The sequence below is a fragment of the Mycobacterium yunnanensis genome, from assembly GCF_025823185.1.
Classification (GTDB): Bacteria; Actinomycetota; Actinomycetes; order Mycobacteriales; family Mycobacteriaceae; genus Mycobacterium; species Mycobacterium yunnanensis.
Genome location: NZ_JACKVK010000013.1, coordinates 775,575 through 792,330, shown reverse-complemented (window position 1 = coordinate 792,330; position 16,756 = coordinate 775,575). Strand labels below are relative to the sequence as shown.

Here is a 16,756-nt window from a genome sequence, read left to right as displayed (position 1 = left end):
CGGGGGTAATAGAGTCGCCAGGCATGGCCGACTACCGCTTCGTGACGTATGAGACCTTCGACGAGGGCACGATCGCCCGAATCATGCTGAACCGCCCCGACCAGCGCAACGCCCAGCAGCGCGGTCTGCTCGTCGAACTCAATGAGGCGTTCCTGCGAGCCGAGGCCGACGACGACGTTCGCGTGGTGATCCTCGGCGGCCACGGGCCGATGTTCTCCTCCGGGCACGACCTCGGGTCCAAGCAGGCGATGGCGGAATACGCACCGGGGCCCGGGCAACACCCCAGCTTCCGCTCCGGCGGGGCGACCCGTCAGGGCGCGGAGAAGCTGATGCTCCAGGAGTGGCACCACTTCTTTCAGAACACGTTGCGGTGGCGCAACCTTCGCAAGATCACCGTGGCGCAGGTACACGGCGACGTGTACGCCGCGGCGCTGATGCTGATGTGGTCGTGCGACCTGATCGTCGCGGCCGAGAACACCCGCTTCGCCGACGTCGTCGGTACCCGGCTGGGCATGTGCGGCGTCGAATACTTCGCCCACCCTTGGGAATTCGGGGCTCGCAAGACCAAGGAGTTGATGCTGACCGGTGACACCCTCTCGGTCGACGAGGCCTACCAGCTCGGCATGGTGTCCAAGGTGTTTCCGCTCGACGAGCTCGCCGACCGCACACTGGACTTCGCCAGGCGGATCGCCACGGTGCCGACCATGGCGGCGCTGCTGGTCAAGGAATCGGTCAACCAGACCCAGGACAACCAGGGGTTCTACAACTCGCTGAACGCGTGCTTCACGATGCATCAGCTCAACCACAGTCACTGGACTCAACTGCACGGCGGTGGTTTTCCCGTCGCCAACGAGACCGACGGCGTACCCAACTGGCGGACGGCGCCGCCGGTGGTGCCCTCGGTCAAGGATCAGGTGCGCTTCGATGCGTGAGACGGTCGTCGTCGGTGCCGTGCGCACACCGGTCGGCAAGCGCAACGGCGGCCTGTCCGCCCAGCACGCCGCCGATCTGTCGGCCGTCGTGCTGACCGAACTCGCCGAACGCACCGGTGTCGACCCGTCGGTGGTCGACGACGTCATCTGGGGTTGCGTGTCCCAGGTCGGCGACCAGTCGAGCAACATCGGCCGGTGGGCGGTGCTGGCCGCGGGCTGGCCGGAACACATTCCGGGGACCACGGTGAACCGGGCCTGTGGCTCAAGCCAGCAGGCGCTGGACTTCGCGGTGCACGCGGTGATGTCGGGGCAGCAGGACGTCGTGGTGGCCGGCGGGGTCGAGGTGATGAGCCGCGTGCCGCTGGGGTCGGCCCGGGCCACCGGCATGCCCTACGGGCCGAGAGTGCTCGAACGGTACGACGACTTCGCGTTCAACCAGGGCATCTCGGCGGAGATGATCGCCGCGAAGTGGGGCCTGTCCCGTGCGAGTCTGGACGAGTACTCGGCTCGGTCGCACGAACGTGCCGCCGCCGCGCAGGACGCGGGCGCGTTCACCGACCAGATCGTGCCGGTGTTCACCGACGCCGACGTGGTCACCGCCGACGAGGGAATCCGCCGGGGCACCACGGTCGAGAAGCTCGCCGGGCTCAAGCCGGCCTTCCAAGACGACGGCGTCATCCACGCGGGCAACTCGTCCCAAATCTCCGACGGCGCAGCGGCATTGCTGGTCACCACCGCCGAGAACGCCGTCACCCTGGGGCTCACCCCGCTGGTGCGCTACCGTGCCGGCGCGGTCACCGGGGCCGATCCGGTGTTGATGCTCACGGGCCCGATCCCGGCGACGCGGAAGGTGTTGCACAAGGCGGGCGTCGGCATCGACGACGTGGGCGTGTACGAGGTCAACGAGGCGTTCGCGCCGGTGCCGCTGGCGTGGTTGGCCGAGACCGGGGCCGACGAGGCTCGTCTCAACCCGCTCGGGGGAGCGATCGCGCTGGGCCACCCGCTGGGAGCCTCCGGGGCGGTGCTCATGACGCGGATGATTCACCACATGCGGGACAACGGGATTCGCTACGGATTGCAGACCATGTGCGAAGGCGGCGGTACCGCCAACGCCACGGTCGTCGAGCTCATCGGCTGAGCGTCACCGGTTGCCGACCTCGGGCCCGAGGTGGCGCGTTGAGCGGCACACTAGAGCCATGACCGGACGTCGCGCGGCCGCCCTGGTCTTCGGGCTGCTCGCCCTGACCGCCGGGGGACTGCAACTGTGGGCATTCGCCGCCGGTGACTCCCCGCGGCACCTGGTGCTCGGGCTGTTCGCGGCGTCGGTGGGGCTCAGTGTGCTGGCCGTGGCGGTGTCGCGCCGCGGCCCCCGCTGGCCGGGTGAGCGCTTCCGGCCGTAACCGGGCCCGTTGTCAGGGAGGGCCCGTACCGTCGGCGGCATGACAGAGGGCAAACGCGCCGACCTGGTGCTCTCCGGTGGCGGCGTCAAGGGCGTCGGTCTGGTCGGCGCCGTGGTCGGACTGCTGGACGCCGGCTACCACCTGCAACGCATCTCCGGTACGTCGGCGGGATCGATCGTCGGAGCCGTCGTCGCGGCCGCCACCCAGACGGGGTCGATGACGGGCGCGCAGGTCAAAGAGCTTGCGCTGCAGATCGATTACTCGAAGTTCCTGGATCCAGGCCCCGTCGAGCGGGTTCCGCTCGTCGGACCGTCGCTGGCGCTGCTGCGGGGGTCCGGCATCTACCGGGGCGACTACATCCACGACTGGATCCTCAACCACCTCGCCGACCTCGGCGTGCGGACCTTCGGGGATCTGGCCGTCGACGACGACGAGCTGCCACCCGAGCAGCGGTACCGGCTCGTGGTCACCGTCGCCGACGTCACCACCGGGCAGCTGGTCCGGCTGCCGTGGGACTACCGGCGCGTCTACGGTCTGGATCCCGACGAACAACTGGTCGCCGACGCGGTCCGCGCGTCGATGTCCATCCCGTTCTTCTTCCGCGCCGTGGAGCTGACCGCCACCTCGGGTCTGACCTCGACGCTCGTCGACGGCGGCCTGCTGTCGAACTTCCCGCTCGACTCGCTGGACCGCACCGACGGCAAGCCGCCGCGGTGGCCCAGCTTCGGCATCACGTTGCTGCCCAACCTGCCGCTCGGCGACGACAAGGCCATCCCGGCGCTGGCGGCGCTGCGTCTGCTCGGCGCGCCGCACCTGCTCGAGGAGGTCATCACCACCATGCTCGTCGGCCGAGATCAGGCCTACCTGAACCAGCCGTGGGTCAGTGCGCGTGCCATCCGGGTGGACTCGACCGACGTCGGATTCCTCGACTTCGACATCTCCGACGACGAGGTGGAGGCGCAGTACCTCAAGGGCTACGCCGCCACGGAGGACTTCCTCGCCGGCTGGGACTGGGCGGCATATCTGCGTCGGTATCGCTGATCGTCGCTACTGTCTCGACGATGAGCTCGTCGACGAAGCAGTGCGCGATCGTGCCGCTGATCCACGCCGAGGACGTCGCCGCCGCCACGGTGCCGGTGGCGGGGGAGGCGTCGCTGGTGCGCGTCGTGCGGTCGGTGCATCCTGCGGTGGCCCAGGACGAGGTCGTCGTGGCGACGCAGCCCGCGCTGGCAGGGGCGGTCGAGGAATGCCTGCGGTCCGCCGGGCTGGCGACACGCGTCGCAGTCACCCGTGGTCCGGGGTCGCGGCGCCACGTGCTCCGGGCCGGCCTCGAGCACCTCGACGTCGCACCAGACGGGCCTGGGTGGGTGCTGATCTGCGATCACCGGTATCCGTTGTCGTCGGGTGAGGTCGCCAGCCGGGTGCTCGCCGCACTGGCTGCGGGCGGCGAGGTCGTCGTGCCCGTCGTCGCAGTCACCGACACCGTCAAGACGGTCGACGAGCTGGGCTCGGTGCTCGGCACCGTCGACCGCGCCGCCCTGCGAACGGTGCAGTACCCCCGCGGTCTGACCGCGGCGGCGCTATGGCAACTGGTCGCGGAGGTTCCGCCCACTGCACTGGACGGCCTCGACGAATTCGACGCCGCGCTGCGGGTGGGGCTCGAGGTGGGCGTCGTCGACGGTGACGCCGGTGCGGTTCGAGTCGAGCTGCCGCGCGACGCGCACCTGCTCGACGCCGTCATCGTGAATCGGCGCGACTGATCCTGTCCCGAAGGAGCCGCTCGGCGAGCCGGACGTCGGCGGCGAACGTGACCTTGAGGTTCGTCGAGGCGCCGGGGAACACGTGCACCTCGACGTCGGTGTAGTTCTGCACGCAGGACGCGGTGTCGGTGCCGTCGAAGCTGCCACCCGTAGCGGCGAGGTAGGCGGCCAGCAGGGGCCGAGCCCGAAATGCCTGCGGGGTCTGTACCCGGACCAGGGTGCCGTCGGGCACCGACGGCCGGCCCTGCGCGTCGACTGCCACGACGTCGGACGCGGGGAGCACGGGGATCGCACCGCCCAGGTCGCGAGCCGTCGTCACCGCGGTGTCCATCATCGCCGGCGTCGCCAGCGGTCGGGCGGCGTCGTGCACGAGGACGACGTCGACCGCGCCGGTCTGGATGTCGGGCGCCAAGTGGTGCAGCACGTTCTCCTCCGACCCGTGGCGCGTGTCACCGCCCTCGACGAGTTCGACCTCGACATGCGGCACCTCCGCGGCGATGGTCGCCGCGGCGAGCGCGCGTTCACCGCGCCGGTAGACCAGGATCGTGCGGGTCACGGTCGTCGCACGGGCCACCGCCTCCACCGACCAGGACACCATGCTGCGCCCCGCCAACGGCAGATAGGCCTTGTTGCCGTCGGCCCCGACCCTGGTGCCCATGCCCGCGGCGAGGACCACCCCGACGGCGGCCTGCACCTGTGTCACTCCGCGAGGTCGAATGCCGCGAGCACCTTGGTCGGCCGGACCCGGACCACGAGCTCGCCGGGCACACCGTTGCGGCGCCCGTACTCCTGCGCCCTCTCGGCTCCCATGTAGCGGCCGCCGGTGCGGGTCGCGACGTCCACCAGCTCCTCGGGATCCTCGCTGATCTCCGCGACGCCCTGAACCTGGACGAACGAGTACGGCGGGTGTGGATCGTCGACGCACAGCACCACCCGGGGGTCGCGCCCCAGTGCACGTCCCTTGGCCGTGTCCTTGCCGGTGTTGAAGACCAGGGCGCCGTCGTCGACCACGAACCACACGGGCGCCACCAACGGCCGGCCGTCGGCGGCGACGTAGCCGAGCATCGCGGTGCGGGTGCCCTCGGACAGGAAGGCGATCACGTCATCGGAGAGTTCGTCCACGCCGTCCACGGTAGGCGTGCCGGCCGCGGTACGTGCCGACGCGGTGCGCGCCCCTGAAATTGACAGAGACAGTTTGACGGCCTACATATATTGAGCGCGGCGTTCCGCTCGCACCGGGGTCGATCGTGCCGATGACGCCCGAGGATTCGACATCAGGGGGGCCGGTGACCTCGAGATGAGTGAGACGGGCCCGGCTCGCTCGAAGATCGCCCGCTTCATCCGCGTGTTCGCCCCCTTCATCGTGCTGGGCTGGTTCGCCCTGACCGTGGTGTCCAACGTCGTCGTGCCTCCGCTGGAGACCGTCGGCGAGGCGCACACGGTGTCGATGAACGCCAAGGACGCGCCGTCGATGATGTCGATGAAGGAGATCGGCGCGACGTTCGGTGAGTTCAGCTCGGACAGCAACGCGATGATCATCCTGGAGGGCGACGAGCCGCTGGGTGCGGACGCCCATCACTACTACGACGGGCTGATCAAGAAGCTCGAGGCCGACACCGCCCACGTCGAACACATCCAGGACTTCTGGGGCGACCCGCTGACCGCCTCGGGCGCTCAGAGCAATGACGGCAAATCCGCCTACGTTCAGGTGTACCTGCACGGCAACATGGGTGAGACGCTGGCCAACGACTCGGTGAAGTCGGTGCAGAAGATCGTCGCCGACACGCCTACCCCGCCCGGGGTGAAGACCTACGTCACCGGCGGCGCCCCGCTGGTGTCCGACCAGACCGAGGCCGGCAACACCAGCATCCTCATCGTCACGATCATCACGCTGGTGGTGATCGCGTTGATGCTGGTGTTGGTCTACCGCTCGGTGGTCACCATGCTGCTGGTGCTGTTCATGGTGTTCATGGAACTCGGCGCCGCCCGCGGCATCGTCGCCGTCCTCGGCTACTACGAGATCATCGGGCTCTCGACCTTCGCGACGAGCCTGCTGACCCTAATGGTCATCGCCGCGGGCACCGACTACGCGATCTTCCTCATCGGCCGCTATCAGGAAGCGCGCGGGGCAGGCGAGGACCGCGAGGCGTCCTACTACTCGATGTTCCACGGGACCGCGCACGTGGTGCTGGGCTCCGGGCTGACCATCGCCGGCGCCATGCTGTGCCTCAGCTTCACCCGCCTGCCGTACTTCCAGAGTCTTGGGGTGCCGTGTGCCGTCGGCACCGTCGTCGCCGTCATCGCGGCGCTGACCCTCGGCCCGGCGGTGGTGACGATCGGCAGCCGGTTCCGCCGCATCTTCGAACCCAAGCGCGCCATTCGCTCGCGCGGCTGGCGCCGCCTCGGCACCGCCATCGTGCGCTGGCCCGGTCCCATCCTGGCCGCCACCATCGCACTCGCGCTGATCGGCCTGCTGGCCCTGCCGAGCTACAAGACCAGCTACGACAACCGCCGGTACCTTCCGACCGACATGCCCGCCAACGTCGGCTACCAGGTGGCCGACACGCACTTCAACGCCGCCCGGATGAACCCCGAGCTGTTGATGATCAAGAGCGACCACGACCTGCGTACGTCGGCGGACTTCCTGGTCATCGACAAGATCGCCAAGGCGATCTTCCACACGCCGGGCATCTCGCGGGTGCAGACGATCACCCGGCCCGACGGCAAGCCGATCAAGCACAGCACCATCCCGTTCCAGATCAGCATGCAGGGCACCGCGTCGAAGCTGAACGAGAAGTACCAACGGGATTCGTTCGCCAGCATGCTGCAGCAGGCCAACGACATGCAGACCATGATCGACACGCTGACGCACATGTTGGCGTTGATGGATCAGCTCTCGGCCAACATCAACGAGATGGCGGTCAAGATCACCGATCTGGCCGCGACCGTCAACGAGCTGCGCGACAGCATCGAGGACTTCCAGGACATGTTCCGGCCGCTGAAGGCCTACCTGTACTGGGAGCCGCACTGCTACGACATCCCGCTGTGCCTGACCGGGCGTGGCATCTTCGACGCGCTCGACGGCACCAGTTCCCTCGCCGACCAGGTCGGCGGTCTGGTCACCGACACCCAGAAGCTCGCCGCGCTGACGCCGCAGCTGGCGGCGACGCTGCGACCGCAGCTCGAGCAGTTGCGGTCGGTCAAGCAGATGCTGCTGACCACCTACCAGGTCCAGATGGGCTTCCAGAACCAGCAGTCGGCGATGTCGGAGAACGCCACCGCGATGGGTGACGCCTTCGACGCCGCCCGCAACGACGACACGTTCTACCTGCCGCCGGAGATCTTCTCCAACAAGGACTTCAAGCGCGGGATGAAGAACTTCATCTCACCCGACGGGCACGCCGTCCGCTTCATCATCAGCCACGAGGGCGATCCGGCGACCGAAGAGGGCATCTCCCACATCGACGCCATCAAGCAGGCGGCGAAGGAGGCCGTCAAGGGCACTCCGTTGGAGGGCTCCTCGATCTATCTCGCGGGTACCGCCGCCACCTACAAGGACATGCGGGACGGCTCGTTCTACGACCTTCTGATCGCCGGAATCTCCGCCGTCACACTGATCTTCATCATCATGCTGATCATCACCAGGGCCTTGGTGGCCGCGGCGGTGATCGTCGGCACGGTGCTGCTGTCGCTCGGCGCGTCGTTCGGGTTGTCGGTGTTGCTGTGGCAGCACATCCTCGGACTGGAGCTGCACTGGATGGTGCTGGCCATGTCGGTGATCCTGCTCCTGGCCGTGGGTTCGGACTACAACCTGCTGCTGGTGTCCCGGATGAAGGAAGAACTGCACGGCGGCTTGAAGACCGGCATCATCCGCTCGATGGCGGGCACCGGATCGGTCGTCACCTCGGCCGGGCTCGTCTTCGCCGCGACCATGGCGACGTTCGCCTTCAGCGAGCTGAGGGTCATGGGGCAGGTCGGCACCACGATCGCCCTCGGTCTGCTGTTCGACACCCTGATCGTGCGGACGTTCATGACGCCGGCGATCGCCGCGCTGATGGGCAAGTGGTTCTGGTGGCCGACCGTCGTGCGCTCGCGGGCCGCCATGCGTGTTCCGCCGCCGCCGGAACCCGCCCCGACCCGCTGAGCCGCCGACGACATGGCGCCACCGGCCGAGGTTCGGTACGGTCAACCGCCGTCGGAAGGAGCATCCCGGGTGAACGAGCCGGAACCGTTGCCGTCGCCCGCAGTGCGGGCCCACCGCGTCCGGCCGATGGCCGGGCGTGACCCACACGAGCGCCACCGCGTCGCCACCCCGCTGGAACTGCTCTTCGATCTGACGTTCGTCATCGCCTTCGGCGTGGCGGCCTCGGAGTTCGCCCACGCCTTGGCTGCCGGGCACGCGGGCACCGGCTTCACGGGATTCATCTTCGCCACGTTCGCGACGTGCTGGGCGTGGATCAACTTCACGTGGTTCGCGTCGGCCTACGACACCGACGACTGGGTCTACCGCTTCCTGACGATGGTGCAGATGGTCGGCGTGCTGGTCTTGGCGCTCGGCATCCCGCCGTTCTACGGGTCGATCGAGCACGGTGGCCACCTCGACAACGAGCTGATCGTGGCCGGCTACGTGGTGATGCGCGTGGCGATGGTCGCGCAGTGGCTACGTGCCGCGCGTCAAGACCCGCGCCGCAAGTCCGCGAGCCTGACCTATGCGACCGTGATCGTCGTGGTGCAGGTCGGGTGGATCGCCTCGATCTTCTTGCCGCTGTCGGTGACGTTCGGCCTCGTCCTGTTCGCGCTGCTGGCCGTCGCCGAGATGGCCGGCCCGTGGCTTGCCGAGTCGCGCCGCGGCGGCACGCCGTGGCATGCCCACCACATCGCCGAACGGTACGGCCTGCTGGCCATCATCGCCCTCGGCGAGGGCGTCGTCGGCACCGTCGCGTCGCTGACGGCCGTCGTCGGCGAGCACGGGTGGACGCCAGACGCCGCCATCCTCGCCATCTCGGGTACCGGGCTCACCTTCGGGATGTGGTGGATCTACTTCGCGGTGCCCACCGCCGATCTGTTGCACCGCCACCGAGAGCGCTCCTTCCTGTTCGGCTACCTGCACATGGCGGTGTTCGGCGCGATCGTGGCCACCGGCGCGGGACTGCACACCGCGGCCTACTTCGTCGAGGAGCAGTCGACGCTCGGCTCGACCGGCACGGTGCTGTCGGTGGCCGTGCCCGTCGGCGTCTACGTCGGGTTGATCTTCGTGCTCTACGGGCTGATGGCACGGACCTGGGACGTCCTGCACGTGGTGCTGTTGGTGTTGACCGTCGGCACGCTCGCCGCGGCGGTGATCGCAGCGTCGGCCGGGGTGCCGATGACGGCGTGCCTGCTGATCGTCACGCTGGCCCCGCTGGTCAGCGTCGTCGGCTTCGAGCTGGTGGGGCACCGGCACATGGCGGCCGCGTTGGCCAAGGACGCTTGACAGCCGTCTCGTCGGGTACCCACCCGGTGAGAGACGGGAGGCACCATGGCGAAGGTCGGCAAGAACGGTCGGGCCAAGAAGTCGGAATTGCCAAGCACGCTGCAGAAGTCGCCTGCCAAGGCACAGCAAACGTTCGCAGAGGCGCACGACGCCGCCGCCGAACAGTACGGGGATGAGGCGCGCGCCCACCGCGTGGCCTTCAGCGCGGTCAAGCACTCCTTCGAGAAGGTGGGCGACCGGTGGGAGCCCAAGGAGGAGAAGGGCCCGTCGGACGAGCGGGCCGAGATTGGCGGTCTCAGCGGCAAGGGTGAGACGGCCGAGGGCGTCAACGCCAACGCCACCAAGAAGCACCTGCTCGACGTCGCGAGGCGGCTCGACGTGACCGGCCGATCGACCATGACCAAGGACGAATTGGTCGACGCCATCAAGAAGGCCAACCGCCGCGCGTCGGCGAAGGGTTAGCGCTCCCTTTCGATCGAGCGCTCGCGCTGGGTGTCTCGTTCGAAGCACTCGAGCAGCGAACGTTCTTGCTCGGCCGCCATCAGCCGCCGCGTCTTGCGGCGGGTGATCAGGATGCCGACCACGGCCAGCGCCCACACCGCGTACTGCACCGTCCAGGCGTGCCGGAACGACTCGAAGGAATAGCCACCGGCGGCCCCGAGCAGGACGCCCATCGCCTGCATCACCAACAGCGAGGCGATGAAACCGCCCATGTTGACCATGCCCTGGGCGGTGCCGAGGGTGGAACTCGGATTGAAGGTCCTGGCGAAGTCGAAGCCGACCATCGAACCGGGGCCGCCCACCGAGATCACGACGACCAGCACGACCAGCAGCCACAACGGTGCCCTGGTCGGTAGGGCCAAGACGACGGTCCAGATCAGGGCGTTGCTGGCGATGATCCCCAGAACGATCCACGACCGCCGATGGGGATAGCGGCCGGTGAGGATGCCGATGAGGACGCCTGCGCAGATGGCGGTGACGACGGACACCGTGAGCAACGCTCCGGCCACGTGCGCGGACTGACCTTGAGCGACGGTCAGATAGGGGACGCCCCACATGAGGCAGAACACGGTGACCGAGAACTGTGTGCCCATGTGGGTGAAGAAGCCGAGTCGTGTGCCGGGGCGCAGCCACACGGTCTTCACGCTCGACGCCACGGCGCGCACGGAGAGGTTCTCCGAGGCGACGACCCGCCCGCGCGGCGTGTCCTTGATCAACGTCAGTGCCAACACCATGGCCAGCACGCCGAAGGCCGCCACCGACACGTAGGCGGTCGCCCACGAGGTGCCGGTCAGCAGTGCGAGGAACGGCAGCGCGGACAGCACCTGACCGAGCTGGCCGAAGATGCCGGTCAGTTGGGTCACCAGCGGCACCCGTCTCGGCTCGAACCAATGCGGCACCAGTCGGAGTACCGAGATGAAGGTCAGGGCGTCACCCAGGCCGACGACGGCCCTGGCGCCGATCGCCAGCGGCAACGACTCCGTGAGGGCCAGGAGTAGTTGCCCGGTGGCCATCAGGGCGGCCCCGGCGACGATCAGCACGCGGGAGCCGTAGCGGTCGAGCAGGATGCCGGCTGGCACCTGGGCGCCGGCGTAGACGACGACCTGCAGCACGACGAACGTCGAGAGCAGGCTGGGGCTGGCGTCGAATCGACCGGCGGCCTGAAGCCCCGAGACGCCTAGCGTGGTCCGGTCGAGTACGGCGACGACGTAGGCCAGCAGCCCGGCCGTCCACACCATCCATGCACGCACTCGGACAATCGTCGCGCACCGACGCACCCGATGGCGAATCGCTTTGAAAACTCGACGCGAGCGTGCAAATCTCGCAAACTTACGGGAGGGTCTACAGTAGTCCCATGGCTCGTTGCGGACACGTGTTGATAAAGGCCGTGACCGGCTGTTTGAGGGAGTATTCAGGTGGTTGAGTATCGGCTTGGGGAGTTGTCCGAACTCTCGGGGGTGAGTATCCGCAACATTCGCGCCTATCGTGAGCGAGGTCTCCTGGACCCGCCCCGACGCGAGGGACGCTCGGCCTTCTACGACGACCGTCATCTGTCGCAGCTCGGCACCATCAACGAACTCCTGCGCAAGGGTTACACCTCGGCACACATTGCGGAGTTCCTCTCCAGCATGCGCGAGGGGCATGACCTCGCCGACCTGCTCGGACTGCAGCAAGCAGTATTCGGGCCACCGCGCCCCGCGACGCTCGACATCGACGCAGAGAGCGACGAGGCGCGCGGCCTGGTGAGTTACGGGCTGGCCGAGGTGGTCGACGGCCGCGTGACGTTCGTCGACCCGAACATCGCCCAGGTCGTGGTGGCCGCCGACGAGCCGTTGCGCTACGTCCAGACCATCTTGCGCGTGGCCGACGGCGTGGCCGACCAACTCGACGAATTGGCTCAGTCGGTGGCGGAGTCGGTGCAGGAGAGTCTGCAGGCCGGAGATGGACTGAGCCGGGTGTCGCGCCGTGGCGACGAGGCCGTGGCACGCCGACGGGCCACCGACTTCCGGACGTTGGGGCGCCGGGTCGTCACCGATCGGCTCGAGGACGTCCTGACGCGGTACCTGGCGGCCGCCGAATAGGGCTCGCCGTCCTCGTCACACCCTGGTGGTGGCTGGATCCCCGCCGAACCGCTGCGCCAGCCACACCGGGAGGACGGCCAGCACCGTCAGCGCCGCCGCGACGACGTTGATCACCGGTGCCTGGTTGGGCCGGAACAGATTCCCGAAGATCCAGATCGGGAGTGTCTGCACGGCGGGCCCCGCGGTGAACGTGGTCACGACGATCTCGTCGAAACTGAGCGCGAAGGCCAGGATCGCCCCCGCCACCAACGCACCGCGCATCATGGGGAACGTCACGAAGCGGAACGTCTGCCACGACGACGCCCCGAGGTCCTCCGAGGCGTCCTCCAGATCGGTTCCGAGTCGGCGCAACCGGGCCTGGGTGTTGTTGAAGACGATGACGATGCAGAAGGTGGCGTGCCCGACGATCACCGTGCCCATCCCCAACGTCACGCCGAGCGCGGACGTGAACGTCGCGTTGAGCGCGATGCCGGTGACGATGCCCGGCAACGTGATTGGCAGCACCACCAGGAAGCTGATGGTGTTGCGGCCGAAGAACCGGTGACGCTGCACCGCGAAGGCCACCATCGTGCCGAGGACGAGTGCGATCGCCGTGGCGCCCAGACCGACTACCACCGAGTTCGCCAACGAGGTCCACATGCCGTCGCTGTTCCAGGCGTCGGCCCACCACCGCAGCGTGAAGCCACTCGGCGGGAAGGCGAAGGTGCGCGAGGCGTTGAATGCGTTGACCACGACGAGAACCAGTGGTGCGTAGAGGAATATCAGTACCACGACCGTCCACGCCCGGACGGCCGCGCGAGCTCCGCCCGACAGCATCAGACGTTCTCCAATGCGCCGGTGCGTCGCATCGCGAGCAGGTACAGGATCACCGCGACCAGCGGGATGACCGACAAGGCGGCGGCAAGCGGTTGGTCGTTGGCGGTGACGAGCTGGCCGTAGATGATGTTGCCCAGCATCTGGGTCTTGCCGCCGACGATGGTCACGGCGATGTAGTCACCCAGCGACAGCGAGAACGTGAAGATCGATCCGGCGGCAATGCCGGGAAAGGCCAACGGCGCCAACACCATTCGTAGGGTCGAGAAGTCCGAGGCGCCCAGGTCCGAGCTGGCGTCGACGAGGTGGTTCGGCACCCGGTCGAAGGCGGCGAACACCGGAATGATCATGTAGGGCAACCACAGATACGTCAGGGTGACGACGGTCGCGACCAATCCGTAGCCCGGGGTGTACCCGACCGCCCACGACATCGGACCCTCGGGGGACAGCATCACCCGCCAGGCGTAGGCCTTGACGAGATAGCTGGCCCACAGTGGTGTCGTCACCGCCACCACCAGGGCCAGCCGCGTGCGCGGCGAGGCGACCTTGGCCATGTACAGACCAAGGGGCACCGCCAGCACTGCGCAGATCACCGTGACCAGCAGTGCGACGCCCACCGTGCGGATGGTGACCGTGCGGAAGACCTCGTCGGTCAGCACACGGACGACGTTGTCCCCGGTGACGGTGTGCACCACCGCGCCGGTAAAGGAGTTGGTGCTCCACAGGGCCGAGACCAACAGCACCGCAAGCGAACCGAGGTACGCGACCACCAGCCAGGCCATGGGTGGCACCAGCAGCAGGGCCAGGGTCAGTCGGTTCCGTCGGCGGCCCGACTCTGCCGTCACCCCTTGATCTGCTGCCACTTGCTGACCCACTCGTCGTAGGCCGTGCACTCGTTGCCGCTGCCGTCGACGCACTGCTTCTGCGGTGTGGTCCAGTAGTGCAACTGCGACGCGTACGCCTCGTCGGTGGCGTGGTAGATGTCGCAGAAGTCCTTCTCGGAGGTGAACTCACACGCCTTGGTCTGCGCGGGCGCCTCGCCGAAGTATTCGGCGACCTGCGCGTTGACCTTTGGCGAGGTGATCCAGTCCATCCACTTGTACATGCAGTTGGGGTGCGCGGCCTTCGACGAGACCATCCAGGTGTCCGACCACCCGGTGGCGCCTTCCTTGGGCAGCACGGTGTTCACCTGCACCTTGTTCTCGGTGCCGATGGTGTTGGCGATGACCTGCCAGGTGGTGCCGATGACCGACGTGCCGGACTCGAACGCCTGGACTTCCTTGGTGTAGTCCGACCAGTACTCGCCGACGTTCTCGCGCTGCTTGGTGAGCAGGTCCACGGCGGCGTCGAGCTGGGCGGAAGTCAGGGAGTAGGGGTCCTTGATGCCCAGATCCGGCTTGGTCTTCATCAGGTACAGCGCGGCGTCGGCGATGTAGATGGGGGAGTCGTAGGCGGTCACCTTGCCCTTGTACTTGCCGGCGTCGTCGAACACCGCACTCCACGAATCGGGCGCATCCTTGACGTCGGCGACGTTGTACATCAACAGGTTTGCGCCCCAGCCGTGCGGGATGCCGTACATCTGACCGTCGACGGAGTTCCACGGCTTGTTCTTCAAGAACTCCGAGATCGTCGAGTAGTTGGGCACCAGCGCGGTGTTCACCGGCGCCACGTCACCGGCGTAGATCAGTCGCAACGTGGCGTCACCGGAGGCGGAGACGCCGTCGTACTGACCGGTCCGCATCAGTTGCACCATCTCGTCGGAGGTGTTGCCCACCTTGACGTTGACCTTGCATCCGGACTGTTGCTCGAACGGGGTCACCCAGTCGACGGTCTTGTCATTCGAGCCGTTCTCGGCGTAGCCGGCCCAGGCGATCAAGTTGAGTTGGCCCTCGCCGTTGCCGAGTGAGCCGAGCGCCTCCATCTTCGGTGGCGCGGTGCCGGCGTCCCCGCCGCCGCCGGAACCCGAGCTGGAGCATCCGGTGAGCGTGCCGACCACCAGGGTCGTACACGCGGCGACCGTCAAGCCGATCCGCGACGCGCTGAGTTTCATGGGTCTCCCTTGGTTTCCGTGGGTGGTTCAGTTGGAGAGATCGTGGACGGCGCCGTCAGGCCACGCCAGCGTGACCGGCGCGCCGTGGCCCAGGTCGTCGGGCAGGGCGTGCGCGGCGTTGAGCACCGTCGCGGTCAGGGTGACGCCCGCCTGAGCGCCGACCCGGGCGACCGCGGCCACGCGCGTAGTGGGTCCGGCGTAGATCACCTCCGCGACGGTCGCGTCGACGGTGCGGTTGCCGGGCAGGGAGGCCGTGCCGGTCGGCAGCACCGCGATGCGTTCGGGCCGCACGGCGAACAGCCCCCGGCGGCCGACGAGTGCCTCGGCGGCGTCCCCGTCCAGCACGTTGGAGGTGCCGACGAAGTCGGCGACGAAGCGGTTGACGGGGTTCTCGTAGACCTCGCGGGCCTGGCCAATCTGTTCGATGCGGCCGTCGTTGAACACCGCGAGGCGGTCGCACAGCGTCAACGCCTCGTCCTGGTCGTGGGTGACGATGACGAAGGTGATGCCGACCTCGCGTTGAATCGCCTTGAGCTCGACCTGCATCTGCTCGCGCAGCTTGAGGTCCAGCGCGCCGAGTGGTTCGTCGAGCAACAGGACCCGGGGCCGCCCGACCAGGGCGCGGGCCAGTGCGACGCGCTGGCGCTGACCGCCGGAGAGCTGCGCGGGCTTGCGGGGCCCGTAGTCGGCCAGGCGCACCATCTCCAGCGCTTCGCCGGCCCTGGTGCGTCGCTCCGCCTTGGACACGCCGCGCACTCGCAGCCCGTATTCGACGTTCTGGGCGACGGTCATGTGGGGAAAGAGGGCGTACTCCTGAAAGACGGTGTTGACGTCACGTCGGCGGGCCGGCAGCGCGGTGACGTCGACGCCGCCGAGCTCGATGGTGCCCGCGGTCGGTTGTTCGAAGCCGGCGATCATCCGGAGCACGGTCGTCTTGCCAGAACCCGACGGGCCGAGGATGGCGAACAATTCACCGTCGAAGACGGTGAGATCGGCGCCCGCCACGGCCACGATCGAGTCGCCGAACACCTTGCGAACGCCGACGAGTTGAATCTGGGGTTCGCTGGGGCCCGGTGGCATGGGCTGAATCGTATGGATCGGTCGTTCGTGGCGCAGCGCAACGTATGGAATCCGCGGGAGCGACCACTCGAGCCGACGCATTTCGTCGTGAGGCCCTCGGGACGAGGAATCGGCCTCGAAGGCGTGGCCAGCTACCCGCGGTCCGGGGCCAGGGTTCGACGCGGGCCGCAGCTGGCGGCCGTCCCTCGGTGCCTTGGGCCGCGCACGCCCGTCGACCGGGCCATTTCGTCACGCCGTGGTGCGCCGGGTTGCCGTCCGGCGTGCCGCGATGCCCCTCGGTTTTGCCAATGGGAGGGAACGGCGGCTGCGCGCGTGGGCGGCGTGGGCGGGGCTGGGCGTCATCGGCGCAAGTCGGAGGCGGTGCCGGCGCCGCGGGGGCGGGCTCGGGCCGGCCGCCGCGCCCGCCGGCGAGTGCGGAACGACGGTCGGCGGATCCGACTCGTGCGTCGCCGTGCCGTTCGCCATGCGACCGTCGCCCGCGCGACCGGCTGCCGCGCCATCGTGGACGTGAGGGGTCCCTCGACGCGGTCGGCGGCGTCACACGGGTCGGCGAGCGGACGTCCGACGCCTCTCGACACCCGTCAGGTTACCGATCAGTAAGATTTCCCAGCAAACTTCTTCACGGAGTTTGGATCACCGACTGGACATTCGAGCCGCCCGTGTCGA

Annotated in this window: 16 protein-coding genes; 9 read left to right on the top strand and 7 right to left on the bottom strand. The window is 68.2% G+C overall.

Annotation, left to right across the window (positions count from 1 at the left end; genetic code table 11):
- Positions 1-23 precede the first annotated feature (23 nt).
- From H7K45_RS27390 to H7K45_RS27370, 5 genes are read left to right on the top strand one after another with little or no spacing between them, the layout of a single operon-like run.
- Entirely contained in the window at positions 24-932 is a 909-nt protein-coding gene (locus tag H7K45_RS27390; RefSeq protein ID WP_263999236.1) for an enoyl-CoA hydratase, read from the top strand.
- Positions 925-2,070 carry a thiolase family protein gene (locus tag H7K45_RS27385; RefSeq protein WP_263999235.1) on the top strand — a complete coding sequence of 382 codons (1,146 nt, stop codon included), beginning with the start codon at positions 925-927 and terminating at the stop codon, positions 2,068-2,070. Before H7K45_RS27390 ends, H7K45_RS27385 begins: the two co-directional genes overlap by 8 nt.
- Before the next feature lie 58 nt (positions 2,071-2,128).
- Positions 2,129-2,332 (top strand): hypothetical protein, encoded by a 204-nt coding sequence (locus tag H7K45_RS27380; protein WP_263999233.1) that lies wholly within the window; start codon positions 2,129-2,131, stop codon positions 2,330-2,332.
- A gap of 39 nt (positions 2,333-2,371) precedes the next feature.
- The gene (locus H7K45_RS27375) at positions 2,372-3,373 is read left to right on the top strand and encodes a patatin-like phospholipase family protein (protein ID WP_263999232.1); all 1,002 of its coding nucleotides are present in this window, start codon (positions 2,372-2,374) and stop codon (positions 3,371-3,373) included.
- A gap of 20 nt (positions 3,374-3,393) precedes the next feature.
- Complete coding sequence (locus H7K45_RS27370) at positions 3,394-4,092, top strand: 2-C-methyl-D-erythritol 4-phosphate cytidylyltransferase (RefSeq protein WP_263999231.1); 699 nt, start codon at positions 3,394-3,396, stop codon at positions 4,090-4,092.
- Here H7K45_RS27370 and H7K45_RS27365 read toward each other — a convergent pair.
- Positions 4,070-4,795, bottom strand: coding sequence for an IspD/TarI family cytidylyltransferase (locus tag H7K45_RS27365; protein WP_372512656.1), 726 nt, complete (start codon positions 4,793-4,795; stop codon positions 4,070-4,072). The genes H7K45_RS27370 and H7K45_RS27365 overlap by 23 nt on opposite strands.
- Positions 4,792-5,214, bottom strand: coding sequence for a PPOX class F420-dependent oxidoreductase (locus tag H7K45_RS27360; protein WP_263999230.1), 423 nt, complete (start codon positions 5,212-5,214; stop codon positions 4,792-4,794). The genes H7K45_RS27365 and H7K45_RS27360 overlap by 4 nt, the downstream gene beginning before the upstream one ends.
- 175 nt (positions 5,215-5,389) lie before the next feature.
- Here H7K45_RS27360 and H7K45_RS27355 point away from each other — a divergent pair, with 175 nt between their 5' ends.
- The 3 genes from H7K45_RS27355 to H7K45_RS27345 all read left to right on the top strand — a co-directional run bounded on the left by H7K45_RS27355 (position 5,390) and on the right by H7K45_RS27345 (position 10,027).
- Positions 5,390-8,236 carry an MMPL/RND family transporter gene (locus H7K45_RS27355; RefSeq protein ID WP_263999229.1) on the top strand — a complete coding sequence of 949 codons (2,847 nt, stop codon included), beginning with the start codon at positions 5,390-5,392 and terminating at the stop codon, positions 8,234-8,236.
- A 126-nt stretch (positions 8,237-8,362) separates the two neighbouring features.
- Complete coding sequence (locus H7K45_RS27350) at positions 8,363-9,565, top strand: low temperature requirement protein A (RefSeq protein WP_263999346.1); 1,203 nt, start codon at positions 8,363-8,365, stop codon at positions 9,563-9,565.
- Between the two features lie 45 nt (positions 9,566-9,610).
- A complete protein-coding gene (locus H7K45_RS27345) occupies positions 9,611-10,027 on the top strand; it encodes a ChaB family protein (protein WP_263999228.1) in 417 nt (138 codons plus the stop codon).
- Here the strand turns inward: H7K45_RS27345 and H7K45_RS27340 are convergent.
- Positions 10,024-11,316, bottom strand: a complete 1,293-nt coding sequence (locus H7K45_RS27340) for an MFS transporter (protein ID WP_263999227.1) — start codon at positions 11,314-11,316, stop codon at positions 10,024-10,026. The two genes, H7K45_RS27345 and H7K45_RS27340, sit on opposite strands and share 4 nt — an antisense overlap.
- A 165-nt stretch (positions 11,317-11,481) precedes the next feature.
- Here H7K45_RS27340 and H7K45_RS27335 point away from each other — a divergent pair, with 165 nt between their 5' ends.
- Positions 11,482-12,147, top strand: a complete 666-nt coding sequence (locus H7K45_RS27335; RefSeq protein WP_263999226.1) for a MerR family transcriptional regulator — start codon at positions 11,482-11,484, stop codon at positions 12,145-12,147.
- A 15-nt stretch (positions 12,148-12,162) separates the two neighbouring features.
- On the opposite strand, the gene H7K45_RS27330 is transcribed toward H7K45_RS27335, so the two are convergent.
- Genes H7K45_RS27330 through H7K45_RS27315 form a run of 4 tightly spaced genes read right to left on the bottom strand, consistent with a single transcriptional unit; the run spans position 12,163 to position 16,090 of the window.
- Positions 12,163-12,963 carry an ABC transporter permease gene (locus tag H7K45_RS27330; RefSeq protein WP_263999225.1) on the bottom strand — a complete coding sequence of 267 codons (801 nt, stop codon included), beginning with the start codon at positions 12,961-12,963 and terminating at the stop codon, positions 12,163-12,165.
- Entirely contained in the window at positions 12,963-13,823 is an 861-nt protein-coding gene (locus tag H7K45_RS27325; RefSeq protein WP_372512655.1) for an ABC transporter permease, read from the bottom strand. Before H7K45_RS27325 ends, H7K45_RS27330 begins: the two co-directional genes overlap by 1 nt.
- A complete protein-coding gene (locus tag H7K45_RS27320; protein WP_263999224.1) occupies positions 13,802-15,010 on the bottom strand; it encodes an ABC transporter substrate-binding protein in 1,209 nt (402 codons plus the stop codon). The genes H7K45_RS27325 and H7K45_RS27320 overlap by 22 nt, the downstream gene beginning before the upstream one ends.
- 27 nt (positions 15,011-15,037) lie before the next feature.
- Positions 15,038-16,090 carry an ABC transporter ATP-binding protein gene (locus H7K45_RS27315; RefSeq protein WP_263999223.1) on the bottom strand — a complete coding sequence of 351 codons (1,053 nt, stop codon included), beginning with the start codon at positions 16,088-16,090 and terminating at the stop codon, positions 15,038-15,040.
- Positions 16,091-16,756: the final 666 nt, after the last annotated feature.

Bases quoted from the DNA above. Each gene is read 5' to 3' on its own strand.
- H7K45_RS27390 (WP_263999236.1), top strand. From the start codon at position 24: ATGGCCGACTACCGCTTCGTGACGTATGAGACCTTCGACGAGGGCACG.
- H7K45_RS27385 (WP_263999235.1), top strand. From the start codon at position 925: ATGCGTGAGACGGTCGTCGTCGGTGCCGTGCGCACACCGGTCGGCAAG.
- H7K45_RS27380 (WP_263999233.1), top strand. From the start codon at position 2,129: ATGACCGGACGTCGCGCGGCCGCCCTGGTCTTCGGGCTGCTCGCCCTG.
- H7K45_RS27375 (WP_263999232.1), top strand. From the start codon at position 2,372: ATGACAGAGGGCAAACGCGCCGACCTGGTGCTCTCCGGTGGCGGCGTC.
- H7K45_RS27370 (WP_263999231.1), top strand. From the start codon at position 3,394: ATGAGCTCGTCGACGAAGCAGTGCGCGATCGTGCCGCTGATCCACGCC.
- H7K45_RS27355 (WP_263999229.1), top strand. From the start codon at position 5,390: ATGAGTGAGACGGGCCCGGCTCGCTCGAAGATCGCCCGCTTCATCCGC.
- H7K45_RS27350 (WP_263999346.1), top strand. From the start codon at position 8,363: ATGGCCGGGCGTGACCCACACGAGCGCCACCGCGTCGCCACCCCGCTG.
- H7K45_RS27345 (WP_263999228.1), top strand. From the start codon at position 9,611: ATGGCGAAGGTCGGCAAGAACGGTCGGGCCAAGAAGTCGGAATTGCCA.
- H7K45_RS27330 (WP_263999225.1), bottom strand. From the start codon at position 12,963: ATGCTGTCGGGCGGAGCTCGCGCGGCCGTCCGGGCGTGGACGGTCGTG.
- H7K45_RS27320 (WP_263999224.1), bottom strand. From the start codon at position 15,010: ATGAAACTCAGCGCGTCGCGGATCGGCTTGACGGTCGCCGCGTGTACG.
- H7K45_RS27315 (WP_263999223.1), bottom strand. From the start codon at position 16,090: ATGCCACCGGGCCCCAGCGAACCCCAGATTCAACTCGTCGGCGTTCGC.